This window comes from Serratia sp. 22278, assembly GCF_052045405.1.
Lineage (GTDB): Bacteria > Pseudomonadota > Gammaproteobacteria > Enterobacterales > Enterobacteriaceae > Serratia > Serratia marcescens.
The window spans coordinates 222465-244413 of sequence record NZ_JBQEOW010000005.1; the positions used below are offsets into that span (position 1 = coordinate 222465).

Below are 21949 nucleotides of genomic sequence, written 5' to 3' on the forward strand. Positions count from 1 at the left end.
CTTTGCAGATTATTAACAATTCTGTAAACTGCTCGCGGTGTAAGCGTCCCGGTGGATGAAGGGCGTTATGAGATCGATTAGCAATAAAAATGACGTCTGACCCGCCGGACAATCAATTAAGAGGTCATGATGAGTACTGAAATTAAAACTCAGGTCGTGGTACTTGGGGCGGGCCCGGCAGGTTACTCTGCAGCCTTTCGTTGCGCTGACTTAGGTCTTGAAACCGTTCTGGTTGAACGTTATTCCACTCTGGGCGGGGTTTGCCTGAACGTGGGATGTATCCCTTCCAAAGCACTGCTGCACGTTGCCAAAGTGATCGAAGAAGCCAAAGCGCTGGCCGAACACGGCATCGTTTTCGGCGAGCCGAAAACCGACATCGACAAAGTGCGCGTCTGGAAAGAAAAAGTCATCACTCAGCTGACCGGCGGTCTGGCTGGCATGGCGAAAGGCCGTAAAGTGAAAGTGGTCAACGGCCTGGGCAAGTTCACCGGCGCTAACACCCTGGTTGTGGAAGGCGAAAACGGCCCAACCACCATCAACTTCGACAACGCCATCATCGCTGCAGGCTCTCGTCCGATCCAACTGCCATTCATTCCTCATGAAGATCCACGCGTGTGGGATTCCACCGATGCGCTGGAGCTGAAAACCGTCCCAGAGCGTCTGCTGGTTATGGGCGGCGGCATCATCGGCCTGGAAATGGGCACCGTATACCATGCGCTGGGTTCACAGATCGACGTCGTTGAAATGTTCGATCAGGTTATCCCGGCGGCAGATAAAGACGTGGTGAAAGTCTTCACCAAACGTATCAGCAAGCAGTTCAACCTGATGCTGGAAACCAAAGTGACCGCGGTAGAAGCCAAAGAAGACGGCATCTACGTCACGATGGAAGGTAAAAAAGCGCCGGCAGAACCACAGCGTTACGACGCGGTGCTGGTGGCGATCGGCCGCGTGCCGAACGGCAAACTGCTGGATGCCGGCAAAGCCGGTGTGGAAGTTGACGAGCGTGGCTTCATCAACGTCGACAAACAGCTGCGCACCAACGTGCCGCACATCTTCGCCATCGGCGACATCGTCGGGCAGCCGATGCTGGCGCACAAAGGCGTGCACGAAGGCCACGTTGCCGCAGAAGTTATCGCCGGCATGAAGCACTACTTCGATCCGAAAGTGATCCCATCCATCGCTTACACCGAGCCGGAAGTGGCGTGGGTGGGTCTGACCGAGAAAGAAGCGAAAGAGAAAGGCATCAGCTACGAAACCTCCACCTTCCCGTGGGCGGCTTCCGGCCGTGCGATCGCTTCCGACTGTGCAGACGGCATGACCAAACTGATCTTCGACAAAGAAACTCACCGCATCATCGGTGGCGCGATTGTCGGCACCAACGGCGGCGAACTGCTGGGTGAAATCGGTCTGGCCATCGAGATGGGCTGCGACGCGGAAGACATCGCGCTGACCATCCACGCTCACCCGACCCTGCACGAATCCGTGGGCCTGGCGGCGGAAATCTACGAAGGCAGCATCACCGACCTGCCTAACCCGAAAGCCAAGAAGAAGTAATTCTGCTGGCTTGACCGGTTAACAAGCGGCTCCTGAGAAGGGGCCGTTTTTTTTTGCCCAGATGCACAAAACGGTTTTTTGTGGCCGCTGCGCCAAATTCCGATCCTCATGCTTATATCCGTTTTAATTATGTGGATATAATACCCTGTTTGTCCGGCAGCCGATTACGCTGCGCTCAACGATTCAGCAAAGATTTAATGTTGCTTTTATGTGAACGAATTAACAACCGTTTCAAATCCTGATATGCTGGCTGAGCGGAACCGGGCACTGTACCTTACAGTCCAGGACATCGACAGCAGTGCCCCGTCAGGATAGATGGCATCAATATCGCCGTGCGCTCTACCCATCAGTCTTTCATGCTGTAACGCTGTTTGACCGCGCTTGTTTGCCCCAGTCACCGTTTCGGGGCCTTTACGGGCCGATCGCCTAGCCACAGAGTGAAACCCAAAGGGTATAAACCCGGTTTGCATATACGCCAGGCACAATAAATGACAATGAGAGCGAGGAGAACGTCGTGCTAGAAGAATACCGTAAGCACGTAGCCGAGCGTGCTGCTGAGGGCATCGCCCCTAAGCCGCTAGACGCCACCCAAATGGCCGCGCTGGTCGAACTACTGAAGAATCCGCCAAAAGGCGAAGAAGAATTCCTGTTAGACCTGCTGATTAACCGTGTTCCACCGGGCGTCGACGAAGCCGCCTACGTCAAAGCAGGTTTCCTGGCGGCCATCGCCAAAGGTGAAGCGACATCCCCCCTGGTTACCCCCGAGAAAGCCATTGAATTGTTAGGCACCATGCAGGGCGGCTATAACATTCATCCGCTGATCGAAGCGCTGGACAACGAGAAGCTGGCGCCGATCGCCGCCAAAGCGCTGTCCCACACGCTGCTGATGTTCGACAACTTCTACGACGTGGAAGAGAAGGCCAAGGCCGGCAACCCGCACGCCAAGCAGATCATGCAGTCCTGGGCTGACGCCGAATGGTACCTGTCGCGCCCGGAGCTGGCGGAAAAGATCACCGTCACCGTGTTCAAAGTGACCGGCGAAACCAACACCGACGACCTTTCTCCGGCGCCGGACGCCTGGTCGCGCCCGGACATCCCGCTGCACGCGCTGGCGATGCTGAAAAACGAACGTGAAGGCATCGTGCCGGATCAGCCTGGCAGCGTCGGCCCGATCAAACAGATCGAGCTGCTGAACAAGAAAGGCTTCCCGCTGGCCTACGTCGGCGACGTGGTCGGCACCGGTTCCTCCCGTAAATCCGCCACCAACTCGGTGCTGTGGTTCATGGGCGACGACATCCCGCACGTGCCGAACAAACGTGGCGGCGGCGTGGTGCTGGGCGGCAAGATTGCGCCTATCTTCTTCAATACCATGGAAGATGCCGGCGCCTTGCCGATCGAAGTGGACGTGTCCGAGCTGAACATGGGCGACGTGATCGACGTTTACCCGTACAAAGGTGAAGTGCGCAACCACGAAACCGGCGCGCTGATCGCCAACTTCGAGCTGAAAACCGACGTGCTGCTGGATGAAGTGCGCGCCGGCGGCCGTATCCCGCTGATCATCGGCCGCGGCCTGACCACCAAGGCGCGCGAAGCGCTGGGTCTGCCGCACAGCGACGTGTTCCGCATCGCCAAACCGGTAGCCGCCAGCAGCAAAGGCTTCTCGCTGGCGCAGAAAATGGTCGGCCGCGCCTGCGGCGTCGCCGGCATTCGCCCAGGCGAATACTGCGAACCGAAGATGACCTCCGTCGGCTCTCAGGACACCACCGGCCCGATGACCCGCGATGAGCTGAAAGACCTGGCCTGCCTCGGCTTCTCCGCCGATCTGGTCATGCAGTCGTTCTGCCACACCGCCGCGTACCCGAAACCGGTCGACGTGACCACGCACCACACGCTGCCTGACTTCATCATGAACCGCGGCGGCGTATCGCTGCGTCCGGGCGACGGCGTGATCCACTCCTGGCTGAACCGCATGCTGCTGCCTGACACCGTCGGCACCGGCGGCGATTCCCACACCCGCTTCCCGATCGGCATCTCCTTCCCGGCCGGTTCCGGTCTGGTGGCGTTTGCCGCCGCGACCGGCGTGATGCCGCTGGATATGCCTGAGTCGGTGCTGGTGCGCTTCAAAGGCAAAATGCAGCCGGGCATCACCCTGCGCGATCTGGTGCACGCCATCCCTTACTACGCGATCCAGCAGGGTCTGCTGACCGTCGAGAAGAAGGGCAAGAAAAACATCTTCTCCGGCCGCATTCTGGAGATCGAAGGCCTGCCGGACCTGAAGGTCGAGCAGGCGTTTGAGCTGACCGATGCGTCCGCCGAACGTTCCGCCGCCGGTTGTACCATCAAGCTGGACAAGGCGCCGATCGAAGAGTACCTGAACTCCAACATCGTGCTGCTGAAGTGGATGATCTCCGAAGGCTACGGCGATCGCCGTACGCTGGAGCGCCGTATTCAGGGCATGGAAAAATGGCTGGCGGATCCGCAACTGCTGGAAGGCGATGCGGATGCGGAATACGCGGCGGTGATCGACATCGATCTGAACGAGATCAAAGAGCCGATCCTGTGCGCGCCGAACGATCCTGACGACGCGCGCCTGCTGTCCGACGTGGCCAACAGCAAAATCGATGAGGTATTCATCGGTTCTTGCATGACCAACATCGGCCACTTCCGCGCGGCCGGCAAGCTGCTGGATCAGCACAAGGGCCAGCTGCCGACCCGTCTGTGGGTGGCGCCGCCAACCAAGATGGATGCGGCTCAGCTGACCGAAGAAGGCTACTACAGCGTCTTCGGCAAGAGCGGCGCGCGTATCGAGATCCCGGGCTGCTCGCTGTGCATGGGCAACCAGGCGCGCGTGGCGGACGGCGCGACGGTGGTTTCCACCTCAACCCGTAACTTCCCGAACCGTCTGGGCACCGGCGCCAACGTCTATCTGGCGTCTGCCGAACTGGCCGCGGTAGCGTCCCTGCTGGGCCGCCTGCCGACGCCGGACGAGTACCAGACCTATATGGCGCAGGTCGACAAGACGGCGGCGGATACCTACCGCTACCTGAACTTTGACCAGCTGGGCCAGTACACCGAAAAAGCCGACGGCGTGATCTTCCAAACCGCCGTGTAAGCCGCTATATTGCGCAACTGTTTAACGGGAGGCCTTGGCCTCCCGTTTTATTTTGCTCAGTTGCCAACTTTGCGAGCGCTCACTGAGTTAGTCAGCCATTTATGTTTACACTAAGAAAAAGGGCTCAGGAGGGCATGCTATGGATTACGAATTTCTGCGTGACGTCACCGGTCAGGTGATCGTCAGATTTTCGATGGGGCATGAAGCGATTGGCCACTGGATCAATGAAGAAGTTAAAGGCGATTTCAACCTGCTGGACCGGATTGAAGCCGGTGCGGCCGAGGTCAAAGGCAGCGAGCGTCAATGGCAGCTGGAAGGCCATGAATATACGCTGCTGATGGACGGTGAAGAAGTGATGATCCGCGCCAATCAGCTGGAGTTCGAGGGCGATGAAATGGAAGAGGGGATGAACTACTACGATGAAGAAAGCCTCTCATTCTGCGGCGTTGAGGACTTCCTGCGGGTGTTGAAGGCCTATCGTTCTTTCATGCTGAAGTACTAAGCATCAGGGCGCGGCGTGCCGCGCCCTTTCCATCACAGATGCGGAATATTGCGGCCGTAATAGATTTCCTGCATCTCTTTCCATAACAGATCGGTGATCTGCTTGCGCTCGGCGGCGCTCAACGCCTCCGGCTCCGCGTTAAACAGGTAGTGCTTCAGATCGAAATCCTTCAGCAACATCTTGGTATGGAAGATATTTTCCTGGTAAACGTTCACGTCCATCATGTGGTACAACGCCTTGATGTCTTCCGACATAAAGTTCTGGATCGAATTGATCTCATGATCGATGTAATGTTTCACGCCGTTCACGTCGCGGGTAAAACCGCGCACGCGATAGTCCATGGTGACGATGTCGGATTCCAGCTGGTGAATTAAATAGTTCAGCGCCTTGAGGGGCGAAATGACGCCGCAGGTCGAGACCTCGATATCGGCGCGAAAGGTGCACAGCCCGCCTTCCGGATGGCTTTCCGGGTAGGTGTGTACGCAGATATGGCTTTTGTCCAGGTGCGCGACGACCGTATTCGGCAGCGGGCCTGGGTGTTCCGACGTATCGACGTCTTTCGGATCGATCGGCTCTTCGCTGACCAGGATGGTGACGCTGGCGCCCTGCGGCTCGTAGTCCTGACGCGCGATGTTCAGAATATTGGCGCCGATGATCGAGCAGGTTTCGCTCAGGATCTCGGTCAGCCGGTTGGCGTTATATTGTTCGTCTATGTAGGCGATATAGCCATCGCGATCGTCCGCGGTTTTGGCGTAACAAATATCGTAAATACAAAAACTCAGGCTCTTGGTCAGGTTGTTGAAGCCGTGCAGTTTTAGCTTATGCAATTTGGGCCACCTCCTTTATCTTCTCGCTTAACGTGTTACGTTCAGGGCATTGAGCAAATATTGCGGCAGGGCAAAGCTGCCGACGTGAATTGCCGGGTTGTAATAACGGCAGTGTAGGCCGCTTTGGTTAAAGCGCTGTTGCAGGGTAGGCAGATCGCGCTGGCGCAGCGCCGGGTTCTGGCTCGCCCAGGCAAAGGTCATGATGCCGCCGTAATAGGTCGGGATCGCCGCCTGATAGAAGCTGACGTCGCTAAAGTAGCGGCTCAGTTTGGCGTGGCTGTTGACCGCCTCGTCCTGTTGCAGGAAGCAGACGCCGTTCTGCGCAACGAAAATGCCGCCCTCATTCAGGCAGCGGGCGCAGCCTTCATAAAACGCCGAGGTGAACAGGCTTTCGCCGGGGCCGATCGGATCGGTGCAGTCGGAGATGATCACATCGAACGTTTCGTCGGTTTGATTCACGAAGTTGACGCCGTCGTCGATCACCAACTTGAAGCGCGGATCGTCATAGGCGCCGGCGCTGTGGTTGGGCAGGTATTGGCGGCAGAACTCGACGACGCCGGCGTCGATCTCGACCATGGTGATCTGCTCCACGCCAGGGTGCCGGCTGACTTCGCGCAGCATGCCGCCGTCGCCGCCGCCGATGATCAGCACTTTCTTCGCCTGGCCATGCGCCAGCAGCGGCACGTGGGTCAGCATTTCGTGATAGATGAACTCGTCACGCTCGGTGGTTTGCACCACGCCGTCGAGCGCCATCACGCGCCCCAGCACCGGGTTCTCGAAGATCACCAGATCCTGATGATCGGTCTTCTCGCGGTACAGCACCTTCTCTACCGAGAAGTACTGGCCGAAGCCCGTATGCAGCGTTTCGTACCAAATTTCTTTCTGGGTCATGTGCGGGAAACTCCGTAATAACAGCCATGAAAAATCGGCGCAACATCATAGCTAACTCTGTCTGGCGATGCACGGTTGAATTTCAGACAGAGAGAGCGAAAGGCGGGTGGGGGAGAGGGGCGGAATTAGTTGGCGTAGGCCAGCAGGCTCAACGAGTCGCGCGCCAGCGATTTGCACTTCTTAGGCGTTGGAATGGCGATGCCGCTGAGATCGCGATAGCTGTCTTCGCCCAGCGCCTTCATGTTAAAGCTGTTGTAGTTGCTCAAATCCCAGCGGTTTTGTTGTGCGAAATAGACGATAGCGCGTTTGATTTGCACATTTGGCAAATCGTTGTAGCCGCAATCATTTTTCAAATAAATAAATACCGCCGTCAGATCGGCCAGATCTTCCGCCTCGGATTCATTCAGCGCCAGACTGGCGTTGGAGAAGCCCAGCATCGCCAGCAACAGCATCGATAACGTTGTTTTTTTCATCATGAAATAGGCCTGTTTGTCGTCTGTTGACGTTACCACACTTGCCTGTAAAGGCACCAAATTTTATTGCTGCCGGGCCGGCGTCGCGTGTGTCAGTCACACTCTCTGATTGTGAGGCATAGCTTAAAATACCGCCAGGAAAGGCTTGACCTTCCGCCTGGGGGAAGGTTTAGGCTGGCGGCATTGAGTTATGTCACTGAGAAAAGGGAGTCAGCGATGTTACGCCGTGATTTTATTAAATTAACCGCTGCGCTGGGCGCGGCGAGCGCATTGCCGTTATGGAGCCGGGCGGCCTGGGCGGCCGATCGGCCGGCCCTGCCGGTACCGCCGCTGTTGACGCCGGGCGCGCAGGGAAAGATTGCGCTGGCGCTGCAGGCGGGGGAAACCCGCTGGTTGCCCGGCGCCGCCACCAAAACCTGGGGATTCAACGGCGCGCTGCTCGGGCCGGCGGTGAAGCTGCAGCGTGGCCAGCCGGTGACGGTCGATATCAAAAACAGCCTGGCGGAGGCCAGTACCGTCCACTGGCACGGGCTGGAAATTCCCGGCGACGTCGATGGCGGCCCGCAGGCGCTGATCCACCCCGGCGCGACGCGCACGGTGAATTTCACCGTCGATCAACCGGCGGCCACCTGCTGGTTCCACCCGCACACGCACGGTAAAACCGGCAGCCAGGTGATGATGGGGCTGGCGGGGTTGGTACTGCTGGAAGACGATGAAAGCGCCAAACTGCCGCTGCCGAAAACCTGGGGGCAGGATGATATTCCGGTGATCCTGCAGGATAAGCGGCTGGATAAAGACGCGCAGATCGAATACCGCCTGGACGTGATGAGCGCGGCGGTGGGCTGGTTTGGCGATCGCATGTTCACCAATGGCGCGCAGTATCCGCAACATCTGGCGCCGCGCGGCTGGTTGCGTCTGCGTTTTCTCAACGGCTGCAACGCCCGCTCGTTGAATCTGGCGGCCAGTGACAACCGTCCGCTGTATGTTATCGCCAGCGACGGCGGTTTCCTGGCGGAGCCGGTGAAGCTGACCGAGCTGCCGATGCTGATGGGCGAACGCTTTGAAGTGCTGGTCGATGCCTCCGACGGGAAAGCGTTTGATATCGTGACGCTGCCGGTGAAGCAGATGGGCATGACGTTGGCGCCGTTCGATCAACCGCTGCCGGTGCTGCGCATTCAGCCGTCGTTGGCGCAGGGTATCAAAACCATGCCGGACAGCCTGGTGAAGCTGCCGACATTGCCTGCCACCACCGGCATCCAGGAGCGTTGGCTGCAGCTGATGATGGATCCGCAGCTGGATAGGCTCGGCATGCAGGCGCTGATGGATCGCTATGGCCACCAGGCGATGGCCGGCATGAGCATGAATCATGGCGCGACGGGCGCTGGAGACATGAAAGGCATGGAGAAGGGCGGCATGCAGGGCATGGACCACGGCAACATGAAGGGCATGGATCATGGCAAGATGGCCGGGATGGATCACGGCGGCGCGCAGAGCAAAGCCAAACCGTTCGACTTCAGCCACGGCAACATGATCAACGGCAAGGCCTTCGATATGACCAAGCCGATGTTCGCCGCCAAACGAGGCCAGTATGAGAAATGGACCATTTCCGGTGAGGGCGACATGATGTTGCACCCGTTCCACATTCACGGCACCCAGTTCCGTATCTTGTCGGAAAACGGCAAACCGCCGGCGGCGCATCGCAGCGGTTGGAAGGACACGGTGCGCGTCGAAGGGTGGCGCAGCGAAGTGCTGGTACGCTTCGATCATCCGGCAAGCAGCGAACATGCGTATATGGCCCACTGCCACCTGTTGGAACACGAAGATACCGGCATGATGATGGGCTTTACCGTCGACGAATGATCGCGGTTCATCGCTCAGGTGGCGGTGCGCTCGCGTCGCCACCGCTTGGTTCAATGAAAGGAAGCCGTTATACTGATTAAAATATCAGCTTTTGAGGAGTGCGTCATGCCGACAAAATTGGATCCCATCGTTTCTGAGTTTGAGACTCAAGAGCAGGCTGATAGCTACGATCGTTGGTTCAGAAGCACTGTGGAATCTTCCATCAATAGCGACTCCTCCCGTATCCCCCATGACGAAGTCATGGCCGGCGCTCGTCACATTATCGAGCAGGCGAAAGCCAAAAGAAAATCGGCCTGACCCTTATGTTAACCGTCAAATGGACTGACGAAGCAAAAACGGGTTTATATACGCTGCTGGCTTTTATCGCTGAGCGAAATCCACTTGCCGCTGAGGCTTTGTTACAACGCATTGAAGAGTCGGTTATCCCGTTAGCGGAACATCCTTATCTATTCCGGCCAGGCAGGGTGAACGGGACTCGTGAAATGGTTGTTCATCCTAATTACATTGTGGTTTACCGCGTGCTGGCTGCACATATTGAAATAGTGAGTGTCCTGCACGCTCGTCAGGAATACCCTTAATAAAGAAAACTCCCCTGTCCGGGAGAGAGGCAAGTCGTAACGGCCTATGCTAAACTCTGCGCCTTTCTTCCGGCAACTGACCTGAATACTATGAAACACACTGTAGACGTAATGATTTCCGAGCAGGAAGTTAAGACCCGTATCGCCGAACTTGGCCGCCAGATCACCGAACATTACCGCGACAGCGGCAGCGACATGGTGCTGGTCGGGCTGCTGCGCGGCTCCTTCATGTTCATGGCCGATCTCTGCCGCGCGATCGAGGTGCCGCACGAAGTCGACTTTATGACCGCCTCCAGCTACGGCAGCGGCATGTCCACCACCCGCGACGTGAAGATCCTCAAGGATCTGGACGAAGACATTCGCGGCAAAGACGTGCTGATCGTGGAAGACATCATCGATTCCGGCAACACGCTGAACAAAGTGCGCGAGATTTTGGCGCTGCGCGGGCCGAAGTCGCTGGCGATTTGCACCTTGCTGGACAAACCTGAGCGCCGTGAAGTGCAGGTGCCGGTCGAATATGTCGGCTTCTCGATCCCGGATGAGTTCGTGGTGGGGTATGGCATCGACTACGCTCAGCGCTACCGTCACCTGCCGTACGTCGGCAAAGTGGTGCTGCTGGACGAGTAATTGGATGTGGGGCGCGGCAAGCCGCGCCCGCGGCGGGGTTATACGCCTTTATCCTGCTTCAGTTTGGCTATCGCTTTGCGGTAGCCCATCTCCAGGCTCTCGCGGCTGGTCGCCAGCACTTCCATATCGCGCAGACGGCCGTCCTGAATGCCGTACACCCAACCGTGGATCATCACCTTCTGGCCGCGCTTCCAGGCGGACTGCATGATGGTGGAGTGGCCCAGGTTGTACACCTGTTCAATGACGTTGATCTCGCACAGCATGTCGAAACGCTGTTCCGGCGGCAGCTCGCCCAGCAGCGAGCTGTGCTTGTACCACAGATCGCGAATGTGCAGCAGCCAGTTGTCGATCAATCCCAGCTCAGGGTTTTCCACCGCCGCCTGCACGCCGCCGCAGCCCAGGTGGCCGCAGATGATGATGTGTTCGACTTCCAGCACATCTACCGCATACTGCACCACCGACAGGCAGTTAAGATCGGTGTGGATCACGAGGTTCGCCACGTTGCGATGGACGAACAGTTCACCCGGCTCGAGGCCGGTCAGGCGTTCTGCGGGAACGCGGCTGTCAGAGCAACCAATCCATAAGAAGCGGGGCTTTTGCGCCTGGGCTAAACGTTCAAAAAATTCCGGGTCTTCCTGACTGATATTGGCCGACCAGGCCTGGTTGTTGGCGATAAGCTCTTCGATTTCTTTCATGAAGGTGATTGACCCGTAACGGACAGATTGCGTTGGGGTAATATAGGGTAAGCGTCACAATTTGGAAATCGGAACAGTGGTGCAGCCTCATTTACCGCACGGATTCGACGCAGTGAAAACGCCGTCGATGCTAGGATTATTGTTAGTGTTTCAAGCCTCGCAAACAGGGGCGCGGCGGCATACTCATCGTTATAAGGTACTATTTTACATATGAATTATGCACTGGAATTAGCGCAGCTGACCAAGACTTACGCCGGTGGCGTCAAGGCGCTGCGCGGCATCGACCTGAGCGTCGAAGCGGGGGACTTTTATGCCCTGCTGGGGCCAAACGGCGCCGGAAAGTCCACCACCATCGGCATCATCAGCTCGCTGGTGAACAAAACCGCCGGCAGCGTGCGGGTGTTCGGTTACGACATCGATAAAGACATCGTCAACGCCAAGCGCCAGCTCGGCCTGGTGCCGCAGGAGTTCAACTTCAACCCGTTCGAGACCGTGTTGCAGATCGTGGTGAACCAGGCGGGTTACTACGGCGTCACGCGGCGTGAAGCGATGGCGCGCGCCGAAAAATACCTCAATCAGCTGGATCTGTGGGGCAAGCGCAACGAGCGCGCCCGCATGCTGTCCGGCGGCATGAAGCGCCGCCTGATGATCGCCCGCGCGTTGATGCATCAGCCGAAGCTGCTGATTCTCGATGAGCCGACCGCCGGGGTGGATATTGAGCTGCGTCGCTCGATGTGGGGCTTCCTGAAAGAGTTGAACGCCCAGGGCACCACCATTATCCTCACCACCCACTATCTGGAAGAGGCGGAGATGCTGTGCCGCAACATCGGCATCATCCAGAACGGGGAACTGGTGGAAAACACCTCGATGAAGGGGCTGCTGGCCAAGCTGAAGTCGGAAACCTTCATCCTCGATCTGGCGGCGAAGAGCCCGCTGCCGAAGCTGGACGGTTACCACAGCCGCCTGACGGATACCTCGACGCTGGAAGTGGAGGTGATGCGCGAGCAAGGGCTGAACGGCCTGTTCGCCCAGCTGAGCGCGCAGGGCGTGCAGGTGCTGAGCATGCGCAATAAGGCGAACCGCCTGGAAGAGCTGTTTGTCACCCTGGTTAACGGCAATGGAGAGAAAGCATGACGCGTTTGTATTGGGTGGCCTTACAAAGCATCTGGGCCAAAGAGGTAAACCGGTTCGCGCGCATCTGGATCCAGACCCTGGTGCCGCCGGTGATCACCATGACGCTGTACTTCATCATCTTCGGTAACCTGATCGGCTCGCGCATCGGCGATATGCACGGCTTCAGCTACATGCAGTTCATCGTGCCCGGCCTTATCATGATGGCGGTGATCACCAACTCCTATGCCAACGTCGCCTCGTCATTCTTCAGCGCCAAGTTTCAGCGCAACATTGAGGAACTGCTGGTGGCGCCGGTGCCGACCCACGTGGTGATCGCCGGCTATGTCGGCGGCGGCGTGGCGCGCGGCATCTGCGTCGGCGTGCTGGTGACCATCATCTCGCTGTTCTTCGTGCCGCTGCAGGTGCACGCCTGGTGGGTGATTGCGCTGACGCTGCTGCTGACGGCGATCCTGTTCTCGCTGGCGGGGCTGATCAATGCGGTGTTCGCCACCACTTTCGACGACATCAGCCTGATCCCGACCTTCGTGCTGACGCCGCTGACTTACCTGGGCGGGGTGTTCTACTCGCTGTCGCTGCTGCCGCCATTCTGGCAGGCGGTGTCCAAGCTGAACCCCATCGTTTATATGATCAGCGGCTTCCGCTACGGTTTCCTCGGCATCAACGATGTGCCGCTGGCGTTCACCATGGCGGTGCTGGTGGCATTTATCGCGGTGTTTTACCTGCTGTCCTGGTACCTGATCGAGCGCGGCCGCGGCCTGCGCAGCTGATCGTATCGCGCCCTCGCTTTCCCGGCGGGGGCGCTTTTCTTGATTTGGCGCAGGCGGCGCGTAAATCAATAGAATTGCTCAAATAACCGCTAGTTCCCCGCTGTTCAAATCGTGCTATGCTGGCGCTCCACATTTCCTCCACTTTTGTCATTACGCACTCGTAAGCAGAACATCATCATGCGGTCTCAATACACGTTAACGGCTGGGTTGCTCGGCATTCTGATGTCGTTGGTTTCCCCTGTGAGCCTGGCTAGTTTGCTGTCGGAAGACAGCGCGGTTAAATCTGAATACATGGAAGCGCAGCGCGATAGCGAAGTCTATGCGTTGGTGGGCGAGCATGTGATCCCGGTAGGGGAGGTGAAGCGCGGGCAACTGATCCAAGTCTTCCCGGCGGATGCGGAATACTACGAATTCAAATTTGGGCATGGTACCGGCTTTATCGATAAAGACGACGTGCGTGAATTGAAGAAGTCGCGCAAGGTGCAAGACGATCTGGGCGAGCTGAACAAACCGCTGACCAACCAGAATCTGATCACGCAAAAAACGATCGACGTATACACCGCAGCGGACAAGGACAGCGAGGTCTTGGGCACGCTGGAAGGCAACCTGCGCTATCCGATCATCGGCAAGCTGAAGGATCGCCTGAACAACACCTGGTACGAGGTCAACATCGGCGAGCGGCTGGGGTTCATTAATGAGTTGGACTGCGAGATCGATAACGGCATACCGGTGCTGACTTACCACCACCTGCTGAAAAACGAAGAGAACAAACGCTTCCGCCACACCTCGACCACCACTTCAGACGTGGCGTTCAGCAACCAGATGACCTACCTGAAGCAGGCGGGTTACGACACCATTTCGCTGTACCAGCTGGAAGCCTACCTGAAAAATCAGATCAACCTGCCGGGCAAGGCGATCGTGCTGACTTTTGACGACGGCCTGAAATCGGTGTATCGCTACGCTTATCCGGTGCTGAAGGATTACGGTTTCCGCGCCACGGCGTTCATCATCTCTTCGCGCATCAAACGCCACCCGCAGAAATGGAACCCGGACTCGCTGCAGTTTATGAGCGTCTCGGAGCTCAAGCAGATTCAGGACGTGTTCGACGTGCAGTCGCATACCCATTTCCTGCACCGCACCGACGGCAATCGCCAGCCGATTTTGCTGAGCCGTTCGCTGCACAATATCGAGTTCGATTTTGAGCGCTCGCGCCGCGCGCTGTCGCAGTTCAATCCGCACGTGCTGTATCTGTCCTACCCGTTCGGCGGCTATAACCATCGGGCGATTCAGGCGGCGCAGGACGCCGGTTTCCATCTGGCGGTGACCACGGTGCAGGGCAAGGTAAAGCCGGGGGATAACCCCTATACGCTGAAGCGGCTGTATATTCTGCGCACCGACTCGATCCAGACCATGGCGGATCGGATAGCCAACAAGCCGGGCACGGTGGTGGTGCAATAAGGAAGAACGGGCGCGCAAGGCGCCCGTTTTATTGTCAGGCGACCTGAACCGGCACGGCTTTCGCCTTGCGCTGCAGGTTGTTGTCACCTTCGAAATAGGCGACTTTCGGGTGGTGTTGGCGGGCGTCGGCGTCGGTCATTTGCACATAGGAGCAGATGATCAGTTTGTCGCCGACGCAGGCGCAGCGCGCGGCGGCGCCGTTGACCGAAATGATGCGCGAACCGCGCTCGGCGGCGATGGCGTAGGTGGAGAAGCGCTGGCCGTTATCCACGTTGTAAATATCGATCGCTTCATATTCCAGAATGCCGGCGGCCTCCAGGAAATCCTGGTCGATGGCGCAGGAGCCTTCATAGTGCAAGTCAGCCTGAGTGACTTTGACGCGATGCAGCTTGCCTTGCAGCATAGTACGTATCATAGCTTTACCTAACTGAATATCGGCCTTCACAGGCGCTGGGGTTGAACATCTCTCCTGCATCCCTGCAATCTCTATCGTCACCGATTGCTCCGCCATTGTCTACCAATGGTCAGGTCTTCTGGGTGACGACAGTATAAAAAACGGCTTACAGCGTCAGGTCGACCTGCTGGTTGTCGATAAGACGCGCCTTGCCCAGCCAGGCGGCCATCAGCACCACCGCCCGCTGGCTGTCCACCGTCAGCGGCTGCAGGCTGTCGGCGTCGCGAATAAACAGCTCATCCGGCGTAAAGCCGGCGGCGCGCAGCTGCTCGGCGGTCTGCTCTAGCAGCGCTTCGACCTGGCGCTCGCCATTGGCCAACTGTTGCGCCAGCGCGTTCATGATTTTGCTCAGCTGCGGCGCAACCTTGCGCTCTTCGGCGGTCAGGTAACCGTTGCGCGAGCTGAGGGCCAGGCCGTCTTTGGCGCGCACGGTCGGCACGCCGACGATATCGATGTCGTAACCCATGTCCGCCACCATTTTGCGGATCAGCGCCAGCTGTTGGTAATCCTTCTCGCCGAAACAGGCCAAATCAGGCTGCACCAGGTTGAACAGCTTGCTGACGATGGTGGAAACGCCGCGGAAGTGGCCCGGACGGCTTGCGCCTTCCAGGATGGTGGAGATGCCCGGCACATCGACGTAGGTCTGCTGCTCCAGGCCCTGCGGATAAACCGCGGCCGGGGCCGGCGCAAACACCAGATCGACGCCGCGGCGAGTCAGCTTCTCGCTGTCTTCCTGCAGCGTGCGCGGGTAGCGCGCCAGATCGTCCGGCCGATCGAACTGCATCGGGTTAACGAAGATGCTCACCACCACCACGTCGGCGCGGGCGCGCGCTTCATCGACCAGCGTCATGTGGCCGTCGTGCAGGTTGCCCATGGTCGGCACCAGTGCGATGCGTTTGCCTTCCTGGCGCCAGCGGCGGATCTGCTGACGCAGCATCGGCAGGGTTTCGATAATAATCATTGGGGGACTCCTGGAACCATCGCTTAGTTAAAAGAGTGTTCAGCCGCCGGGTAGAGGCCTTGCTCCACTTCCTGAATGTAATGCTGCACCGCCGTGCGGATATCGCCGCTCTGCGCCAGGAAGTTCTTGGCGAACTTCGGCGTGTGGCCGCCGGTGATGCCGAAGGCGTCATGCATCACCAGGATCTGGCCGTCGGTGCCGTTGCCGGCGCCGATGCCGATGACCGGAATGGACAGCGCTTCGGTGATCTGGCGCGCCAGCTCGGTCGGCACGCATTCCAGCACCAGCAGCTGAATGCCGGCCAGTTCCAGATTCTGCGCGTCCTGCAACAGCTGTTTGGCGGCCAGTTCGTCGCGTCCTTGCACCTTATAGCCGCCGAACACGTTGACCGACTGCGGCGTCAGGCCCAGGTGTCCGCACACCGGTACCGCGCGTTCAGCGAGCATTTTCACCGTGTCGCACAGCCAGCTGCCGCCTTCCAGTTTCACCATGTTGGCGCCGGCGCGCATCAGCTCGGCGGCGTTGGCGAAGGTCTGTTCCGGGGTGGCGTAACTCATGAACGGCAGATCGGCCAGCAGCAGGCAGGCCGGCGCGCCGCGGCGCACGGCGCGCGTGTGGTAGGCCACGTCGGCGACGGTGACCGGCAGCGTGGAGTCGTGGCCCTGCAGCGTCATGCCCAGCGAATCGCCCACCAACAGGACTTTGATGCCTTGCTCTTCAAACAGTTTGGCAAAGCTGGCATCGTAGGCGGTAAGGGTAGCAAACTTGCGCTGCTCCTGTTTCCACTGGCGCAAATGGGTCACGGTGGTGGGTTTCATCACAACGTCTCCTGAAAGGGCCGTGCGGCTTACGCAGGCCCAGGCTGCAAAAAAGTGCAGCCATTCTACTGTAACCCGATCGGGGTGGGTAGCGCGGATCGCCATGCTTAAGCGGTTCTTAAGAACCTTGTGGTGCAATGGCGCCAAGACTCAAAAGGGATACTCATGCGAATTCTGTTGATCGAAGATGACAAATTGATCGGGGACGGCATCAAGGTCGGGCTGACCAAACTCGGCTTCAACCTGGACTGGTTCACCGACGGCGCCGTCGGCAAAAATGCGCTGGACAGCGCACCGTATGACGCGGTGATCCTCGATCTCAGCCTGCCGGGCCTCGACGGCCTGGATCTGCTGCGCCAGTGGCGCCAGGCGGGGCAGGACGTGCCGGTGCTGATCCTCACCGCCCGCGACGCGCTGGAGCAGCGGGTCAGCGGGCTGCAAAGCGGCGCCGACGATTATCTGTGCAAGCCGTTCGCGCTGGCCGAAGTGGCGGCGCGCCTGCAGGCGCTGATCCGGCGTCGTCACGGCCAACTGATGCCGCAGCTGACGCACGGCAACGTAGTGTTCGACAGCGCCACCCGCAGCGTGAGCTGCAACGGCGAACCGGTGACGCTGACGCCACGCGAATTGGCGGTGCTGGAGCTGTTTTTGCACAACAAGGGGCGGGTGCTGGCGCGGCCGTTGATTCAGGAGAAACTGTACAACTGGGACGACGACGTGAGCAGCAACGCGGTGGAGGTGCATATTCACCACCTGCGGCGCAAGCTGGGCAACGGCTTCATCCGCACCATCCACGGCGTGGGTTACACGCTGGGGGATGCACCGTGAAGCGTCTCAGCCTGCGGCTGCGCCTGATCCTGATCTTCAGCCTGTTGGCGCTGCTGACCTGGAGCACCGCCAGCGTGGTGGCCTGGGTGATGTCGCGCAACACCATCAATGAAGTGTTCGACACCCAACAGATGCTGTTCGCCAAACGGCTGGCGACCGCCAACCTCGGCGATCTGTTGGCCGATGAAAGCGCGCGCAGCCTGCCGAAAACCAAGAAGCTGGTGCATCACGGCAAGCGCGGCGAGCAGGACGACGACGCGCTGGCGTTCGCCATCTTCGATCGCCAAGGCAAGATGCTGCTCAACGACGGCGAGAACGGTGCTGATTTCCTGTTTGACGGGGAGCGTGAAGGTTTTACCGACGGTGAGCGCAAAGGCGATGACGACAGCTGGCGCCTGGTATGGTTGACCAGCCCCGACGGGCGCTATCGCATTGTCGTGGGGCAGGAGTGGGATTACCGGCGCGATATGGCGCTGGGCATGGTGACCGGCCAGCTGGTGCCCTGGCTGGCGACGCTGCCGGTGCTGATGTTGCTGATCGCGCTGATGGTCGGGCGCGAGCTGCGGCCGCTGCGCGCGGTGGCGGCCGGTTTGCGCCGGCGCGCGCCCGATGACGCCACGCCGCTGGATGCGCGCCAGGTGCCGACCGAGGTGCGCCCGCTGGTGGATGCGCTCAATGCGCTGTTCGCCCGCATCAACGCTTTGCTGGTGCGGGAGCGGCGCTTCACCTCCGATGCTGCGCACGAGTTGCGCAGCCCGCTGGCGGCGCTGCGGGTGCAGACTGAAGTGGTGCAGCTGGCGGGGGACGATGCGCCGATGCGTGAGCACGCGCTGGACAATCTGACGCTCGGCATCGACCGCGCCACCCGGCTGGTGGATCAACTGCTGACGCTGTCGCGGCTGGATTCGCTGTCGGATCTGGCCGAACTTGCGCCGGTCGACTGGAACGATCTGGTGACGATGACCCTGGCGGAGCAGGATCGGCAGGCCCATGCGGCGGGCGTGACGCTACGCTATGAACATCAGGGAACGCCACCGCCGAGTCAGGGAGAAACCTTGCTGCTGTCGTTGCTGTTGCGCAATCTGCTGGACAACGCGGTGCGCTATACCCCGCAGGGCGGCGTCGTCACCGTGACGTTGAGCGAACGTTCGCTGACGGTGGCGGACGACGGTCCGGGTGTCACCACGGAGCATCTGGCACGGCTCGGAGAACGTTTCTACCGCCCGCCGGGACAGGAACAAACCGGCAGCGGTCTGGGGTTATCTATCGTGCAGCGTATCGCCGGCTTGCATGGTTTGCAGGTCAGTTTCGCCAATCGCCCGGCGGGGGGATTTGTAGCGCGGTTGGCGCTGTAGGTGGGTCAGGACTTGAGTTTTGGCTGATGCCACAGCGCCATGCCGTTTTCCGGCACGCGCTTGAGGCAGCTGGCGAGCGGTTCGCCATCGGGGAAAATCAGATCGGGGGCGATTTCCGCCAGCGGGTAGAGCATGAATTCGCGCTCTTTCAGGCCGTAATGCGGCACCGTCAGGCGCTCGGTATGGATCACCTTGTCGCCGTACAGCATGATGTCCAGATCGAGCGTGCGCGGCCCCCAGCGCTCATCCTTGCGCACGCGCCCCTGATTGCGTTCTATCGCCTGGGTATGGTCGAGCAGCTGTTCGGGCGGCAACAGGGTATCCAGCGCCACCACCGCGTTGAGAAAGTCCGGCTGGTTTTGCGGCCCCAGCGGCTTGGTGCGGTAAAACGAAGAACAGGTGACCAGCCGGGTGCGCGGGAGATGCTCCAGCGCCTCCAGCGCGGCGTTAACCTGTTGCAGCGGCTGCGCCAGGTTGCTGCCCAGCGCGATATAAACGCGGATCATTATGCCCCTTCTTTACGCGGTGCCCGGCGGCGAGGGCGGCGTTGGCGCGCGCGGCGCGGCGCCGGATCGTCACCCAGGGTGCTCAGCATGGCTTTCTGCCGCGCCGGCGTGGCGTCCTGGAACTCGCCCCACCACTCGGCCAGACGCAACATTTCCTGATTGTCTTCCACTTCCGCACGCAGCGCCAGCAGGTCATAGGCGGCGCGGAATTTCGGATGCTCCATCAGTTTGTGTGCGCGTTTGCCCTGGCGGCGGGACAGGCGCAGCTGCAGCTGCCAGATATCGCGCACCAGCGTGGTGATGCGTTTCGGGATCGCCAACGAGCGGCACTGCTCGTCGAGCACATCGTTCATCGCCAGCGCGAAGGCGTCGTAGTAGGCCAGGCCGCTTTCCTGCGCCAGCTTCTGCGCGTGCTCCAGCAGCGGGTACCACAGCATGGCGGCGAACAGGAACGCCGGGTTGACGCGCATGTCGTTCTGCAGACGATGATCGGTGTTCTTCAGCACCTGCACCAGAATGCGCTCCATCGGCGTATCGTGGTTCGGCGTGAAGTTGCGGGCGATCAGCGGGAACAGCGGTTGGAACAGCTGATATTCGCACAGCTTCAGGTAGGTTTGGAAACCGTAACCCGCCTGCAGCAGCTTGAGGGATTCTTCGAACAGACGCGCCGGCGGGATCTCATGCAGCAGCGAGGCCAGGCGCGGGATCGGCTCGGCGGTCTCTTCGCTGATGCGCATGTCCAGCTTGGCGGCGAAGCGCACCGCGCGCAGCATGCGCACCGGATCTTCGCGGTAGCGGGTTTCCGGATCGCCGATCAGGCGGATCACGCCTTGTTTCAGATCGTTCAGGCCGCCGACGTAATCGCGCAGGGTGAAATCCGCCACGCCGTAGTACAGGCTGTTGATGGTGAAATCACGGCGCTGGGCGTCTTCCTCGATCGAACCGAAGATGTTGTCGCGCAGCAGCATGCCGTTTTGCGCCTGCTGGGAGGAATTCTTGTCGGATTCCTGATTCTGTTCGTGGTGACCGCGGAAGGTGGCCACTTCGATGATCTCCGGCCCAAACATCACGTGCGCCAGACGGAAGCGGCGGCCGACCAGGCGGCAGTTGCGGAACAGTTTGCGCACTTGTTCCGGCGTGGCGTTGGTGGTGATGTCGAAGTCTTTCGGCTTTTTGCCGAGCAACAGATCGCGCACCCCGCCGCCGACCAGATAAGCCTCGTAGCCGGACTTGTTCAGGCGATAAAGCACTTTCAGCGCATTTTCGCTGATGTCTTTACGGGAGATCGAGTGCTGTTCGCGCGGGATCACGGTCATCGAGTCGTTGCTCTCGGCGATAGGAAAAGGCGGACGCTTGCGCGGCGTTGAGCGGCGGGCAGGGGCGTTGCTGCCGTTATCGGCGGCGCGCGGCTGCGGCGCAGGGCGGCTTGGCGCCGCGGCACGCTCTTCGCGGACTACGTTTTTATCGCCGGCCGCCGCGTCGTCGCGGGGCAGCTTGTCATCGCGGGTCAGTACCTTACGACAGAAGTTGGCTACTCGGGTAAAAATGGTACACCTCGATAGTGACTGATAAAAATGGAGCTAACAAAAAATAGCGGCTAATCATAGCTCACCATGGCTCCTTTGAGAATGCCGGCGTGTTTTCATCCAGAGGGATAGCCTCCTGACGCGGCACGTTTTCCAACCGCCAGTGTTCGATCGCCCAGCTCAATAATAATGGCAGGTCAAGATCTTGCCAGCTTTCCGGCAGCGGTTGGCGCAGAAATTTCAGCGCGGCGATCAGCACCGGGCGCGGATCGCCTGCGGGCAACGCCGGCGCATGATTTTGCTTCGACAGCTTGATGCCGTTGGCGCCCAGAGCCAGCGGCAGATGCACATAGGCGGGCACCGGCGCCTGCAGCTGGCGGTAGAGGGCAATTTGGCGCACCGTCGGTTCGATCAGATCGGCGCCGCGGACAATCTCGGTCACGCCCTGAAAATGGTCGTCGATCACCACCGCCAGGTTGTAGGCGAACAGCCCATCGCGGCGGCGAATGATAAAGTCTTCCCCCGCCAGCGCCGGATCGGCGTGCAATTCTCCCTGCAGGCGATCGTGGAACCGGTAAACGGGGGCGGTCTGACGCAAGCGGATAGCGGCACCCTGCGGGCCGAGCTGCAAATCGCGGCAGTGGCCGTCGTACAATCCGCCGATGTGCTGGATGCGGCTGCGGGTGCAGGTGCAGTAATAGCTGAGCCCCTGGCGCTGCAACAGATCCAGCGCGGCGCGATAGGCGTCGTGACGTTGGGATTGATAGATGACCTGGCCGTCCCAGTGGAGACCATAATGTTCCAGCGCGGACAGGATGCGAGCGGCGGCGCCGGGGACTTCACGCGGCGGGTCGATATCTTCGATGCGAACCAGCCACTGCCCGCGTTGGGCGCGAGCCTGAAGGTAGCTTCCCAGAGCGGCAATCAGCGAACCGAAATGCAGATCCCCGGAAGGCGATGGGGCAAAGCGCCCCACATAATGACTTTCTTGCATATCAGAGGGGAGGGGTTCCCTTTTCTCTG

Annotated in this window: 22 protein-coding genes; 12 read left to right on the forward strand and 10 right to left on the reverse strand. The window is 59.6% G+C overall.

Annotation, left to right across the window (positions count from 1 at the left end; translation table 11 throughout):
- The first annotated feature begins 129 nt into the window (after positions 1-129).
- The 3 genes from lpdA to yacL all read left to right on the forward strand — a co-directional run bounded on the left by lpdA (position 130) and on the right by yacL (position 5168).
- On the forward strand, positions 130-1554 hold the full coding sequence (lpdA, locus tag ACTJJ6_RS12685) for a dihydrolipoyl dehydrogenase (protein ID WP_004937500.1): 1425 nt from the start codon (positions 130-132) through the stop codon (positions 1552-1554).
- Positions 1555-2068: 514 nt separating this feature from the next.
- Entirely contained in the window at positions 2069-4666 is a 2598-nt protein-coding gene (gene acnB, locus ACTJJ6_RS12690; protein ID WP_004937504.1) for a bifunctional aconitate hydratase 2/2-methylisocitrate dehydratase, read from the forward strand.
- A 139-nt stretch (positions 4667-4805) separates the two neighbouring features.
- The gene (yacL, locus tag ACTJJ6_RS12695; RefSeq protein WP_016930072.1) at positions 4806-5168 is read left to right on the forward strand and encodes a protein YacL; all 363 of its coding nucleotides are present in this window, start codon (positions 4806-4808) and stop codon (positions 5166-5168) included.
- Between the two features lie 32 nt (positions 5169-5200).
- Here yacL and speD read toward each other — a convergent pair whose 3' ends face one another.
- The 3 genes from speD to ACTJJ6_RS12710 all read right to left on the reverse strand — a co-directional run bounded on the left by speD (position 5201) and on the right by ACTJJ6_RS12710 (position 7359).
- Entirely contained in the window at positions 5201-5995 is a 795-nt protein-coding gene (gene speD / locus ACTJJ6_RS12700) for an adenosylmethionine decarboxylase (protein WP_004937510.1), read from the reverse strand.
- Positions 5996-6022: 27 nt separating this feature from the next.
- Positions 6023-6886: a polyamine aminopropyltransferase gene (gene speE, locus ACTJJ6_RS12705; RefSeq protein WP_016930071.1), complete on the reverse strand. Its 864-nt coding sequence runs from the start codon at positions 6884-6886 to the stop codon at positions 6023-6025.
- 125 nt (positions 6887-7011) lie between these two features.
- Entirely contained in the window at positions 7012-7359 is a 348-nt protein-coding gene (locus ACTJJ6_RS12710; protein ID WP_033634347.1) for a YacC family pilotin-like protein, read from the reverse strand.
- Between the two features lie 216 nt (positions 7360-7575).
- Here ACTJJ6_RS12710 and cueO point away from each other — a divergent pair, with 216 nt between their 5' ends.
- From cueO to hpt, 4 genes are all read left to right on the forward strand, one after another.
- On the forward strand, positions 7576-9219 hold the full coding sequence (cueO, locus tag ACTJJ6_RS12715; RefSeq protein ID WP_049300404.1) for a multicopper oxidase CueO: 1644 nt from the start codon (positions 7576-7578) through the stop codon (positions 9217-9219).
- A 105-nt stretch (positions 9220-9324) separates the two neighbouring features.
- Positions 9325-9516, forward strand: coding sequence for a type II toxin-antitoxin system RelB family antitoxin (gene relB / locus ACTJJ6_RS12720; protein ID WP_016930068.1), 192 nt, complete (start codon positions 9325-9327; stop codon positions 9514-9516).
- Positions 9517-9521: 5 nt separating this feature from the next.
- The gene (locus ACTJJ6_RS12725) at positions 9522-9797 is read left to right on the forward strand and encodes a type II toxin-antitoxin system RelE/ParE family toxin (RefSeq protein WP_049208401.1); all 276 of its coding nucleotides are present in this window, start codon (positions 9522-9524) and stop codon (positions 9795-9797) included.
- Between the two features lie 90 nt (positions 9798-9887).
- Entirely contained in the window at positions 9888-10424 is a 537-nt protein-coding gene (gene hpt / locus ACTJJ6_RS12730) for a hypoxanthine phosphoribosyltransferase (protein WP_004937527.1), read from the forward strand.
- Between the two features lie 38 nt (positions 10425-10462).
- On the opposite strand, the gene can is transcribed toward hpt, so the two are convergent.
- Positions 10463-11119, reverse strand: a complete 657-nt coding sequence (gene can, locus ACTJJ6_RS12735) for a carbonate dehydratase (RefSeq protein WP_016930066.1) — start codon at positions 11117-11119, stop codon at positions 10463-10465.
- Between the two features lie 210 nt (positions 11120-11329).
- On the opposite strand from can, the gene ACTJJ6_RS12740 reads away from it, so the two are divergent.
- The 3 genes from ACTJJ6_RS12740 to ACTJJ6_RS12750 all read left to right on the forward strand — a co-directional run bounded on the left by ACTJJ6_RS12740 (position 11330) and on the right by ACTJJ6_RS12750 (position 14478).
- Positions 11330-12253 (forward strand): ABC transporter ATP-binding protein, encoded by a 924-nt coding sequence (locus ACTJJ6_RS12740; RefSeq protein ID WP_015379030.1) that lies wholly within the window; start codon positions 11330-11332, stop codon positions 12251-12253.
- Positions 12250-13020 (forward strand): ABC transporter permease, encoded by a 771-nt coding sequence (locus ACTJJ6_RS12745; protein ID WP_004937535.1) that lies wholly within the window; start codon positions 12250-12252, stop codon positions 13018-13020. The genes ACTJJ6_RS12740 and ACTJJ6_RS12745 overlap by 4 nt, the downstream gene beginning before the upstream one ends.
- A gap of 177 nt (positions 13021-13197) precedes the next feature.
- Positions 13198-14478, forward strand: coding sequence for a polysaccharide deacetylase family protein (locus tag ACTJJ6_RS12750; protein ID WP_440803591.1), 1281 nt, complete (start codon positions 13198-13200; stop codon positions 14476-14478).
- A gap of 34 nt (positions 14479-14512) precedes the next feature.
- Here ACTJJ6_RS12750 and panD read toward each other — a convergent pair whose 3' ends face one another.
- From panD to panB, 3 genes are all read right to left on the reverse strand, one after another.
- Positions 14513-14893: an aspartate 1-decarboxylase gene (gene panD, locus ACTJJ6_RS12755; RefSeq protein ID WP_004937544.1), complete on the reverse strand. Its 381-nt coding sequence runs from the start codon at positions 14891-14893 to the stop codon at positions 14513-14515.
- Between the two features lie 145 nt (positions 14894-15038).
- Positions 15039-15893, reverse strand: a complete 855-nt coding sequence (gene panC / locus ACTJJ6_RS12760) for a pantoate--beta-alanine ligase (RefSeq protein WP_016930063.1) — start codon at positions 15891-15893, stop codon at positions 15039-15041.
- A gap of 23 nt (positions 15894-15916) precedes the next feature.
- Complete coding sequence (gene panB / locus ACTJJ6_RS12765; protein WP_004937548.1) at positions 15917-16711, reverse strand: 3-methyl-2-oxobutanoate hydroxymethyltransferase; 795 nt, start codon at positions 16709-16711, stop codon at positions 15917-15919.
- Positions 16712-16876: 165 nt separating this feature from the next.
- Between panB and qseB the strand changes: the two genes are divergently transcribed.
- Both qseB and qseC read left to right on the forward strand, forming a co-directional pair.
- Positions 16877-17539 carry a quorum sensing response regulator transcription factor QseB gene (gene qseB / locus ACTJJ6_RS12770; protein WP_016930062.1) on the forward strand — a complete coding sequence of 221 codons (663 nt, stop codon included), beginning with the start codon at positions 16877-16879 and terminating at the stop codon, positions 17537-17539.
- The gene (gene qseC, locus ACTJJ6_RS12775) at positions 17536-18894 is read left to right on the forward strand and encodes a quorum sensing histidine kinase QseC (RefSeq protein ID WP_079450230.1); all 1359 of its coding nucleotides are present in this window, start codon (positions 17536-17538) and stop codon (positions 18892-18894) included. Before qseB ends, qseC begins: the two co-directional genes overlap by 4 nt.
- 5 nt (positions 18895-18899) lie before the next feature.
- Here the strand turns inward: qseC and folK are convergent, their stop codons facing one another.
- The 3 genes from folK to gluQRS all read right to left on the reverse strand — a co-directional run bounded on the left by folK (position 18900) and on the right by gluQRS (position 21920).
- The gene (gene folK, locus ACTJJ6_RS12780) at positions 18900-19400 is read right to left on the reverse strand and encodes a 2-amino-4-hydroxy-6-hydroxymethyldihydropteridine diphosphokinase (RefSeq protein ID WP_440803586.1); all 501 of its coding nucleotides are present in this window, start codon (positions 19398-19400) and stop codon (positions 18900-18902) included.
- Positions 19400-20947, reverse strand: coding sequence for a polynucleotide adenylyltransferase PcnB (pcnB, locus tag ACTJJ6_RS12785; protein ID WP_071591451.1), 1548 nt, complete (start codon positions 20945-20947; stop codon positions 19400-19402). Before pcnB ends, folK begins: the two co-directional genes overlap by 1 nt.
- 61 nt (positions 20948-21008) lie before the next feature.
- Positions 21009-21920, reverse strand: a complete 912-nt coding sequence (gluQRS, locus tag ACTJJ6_RS12790; RefSeq protein ID WP_004937564.1) for a tRNA glutamyl-Q(34) synthetase GluQRS — start codon at positions 21918-21920, stop codon at positions 21009-21011.
- Positions 21921-21949: the final 29 nt, after the last annotated feature.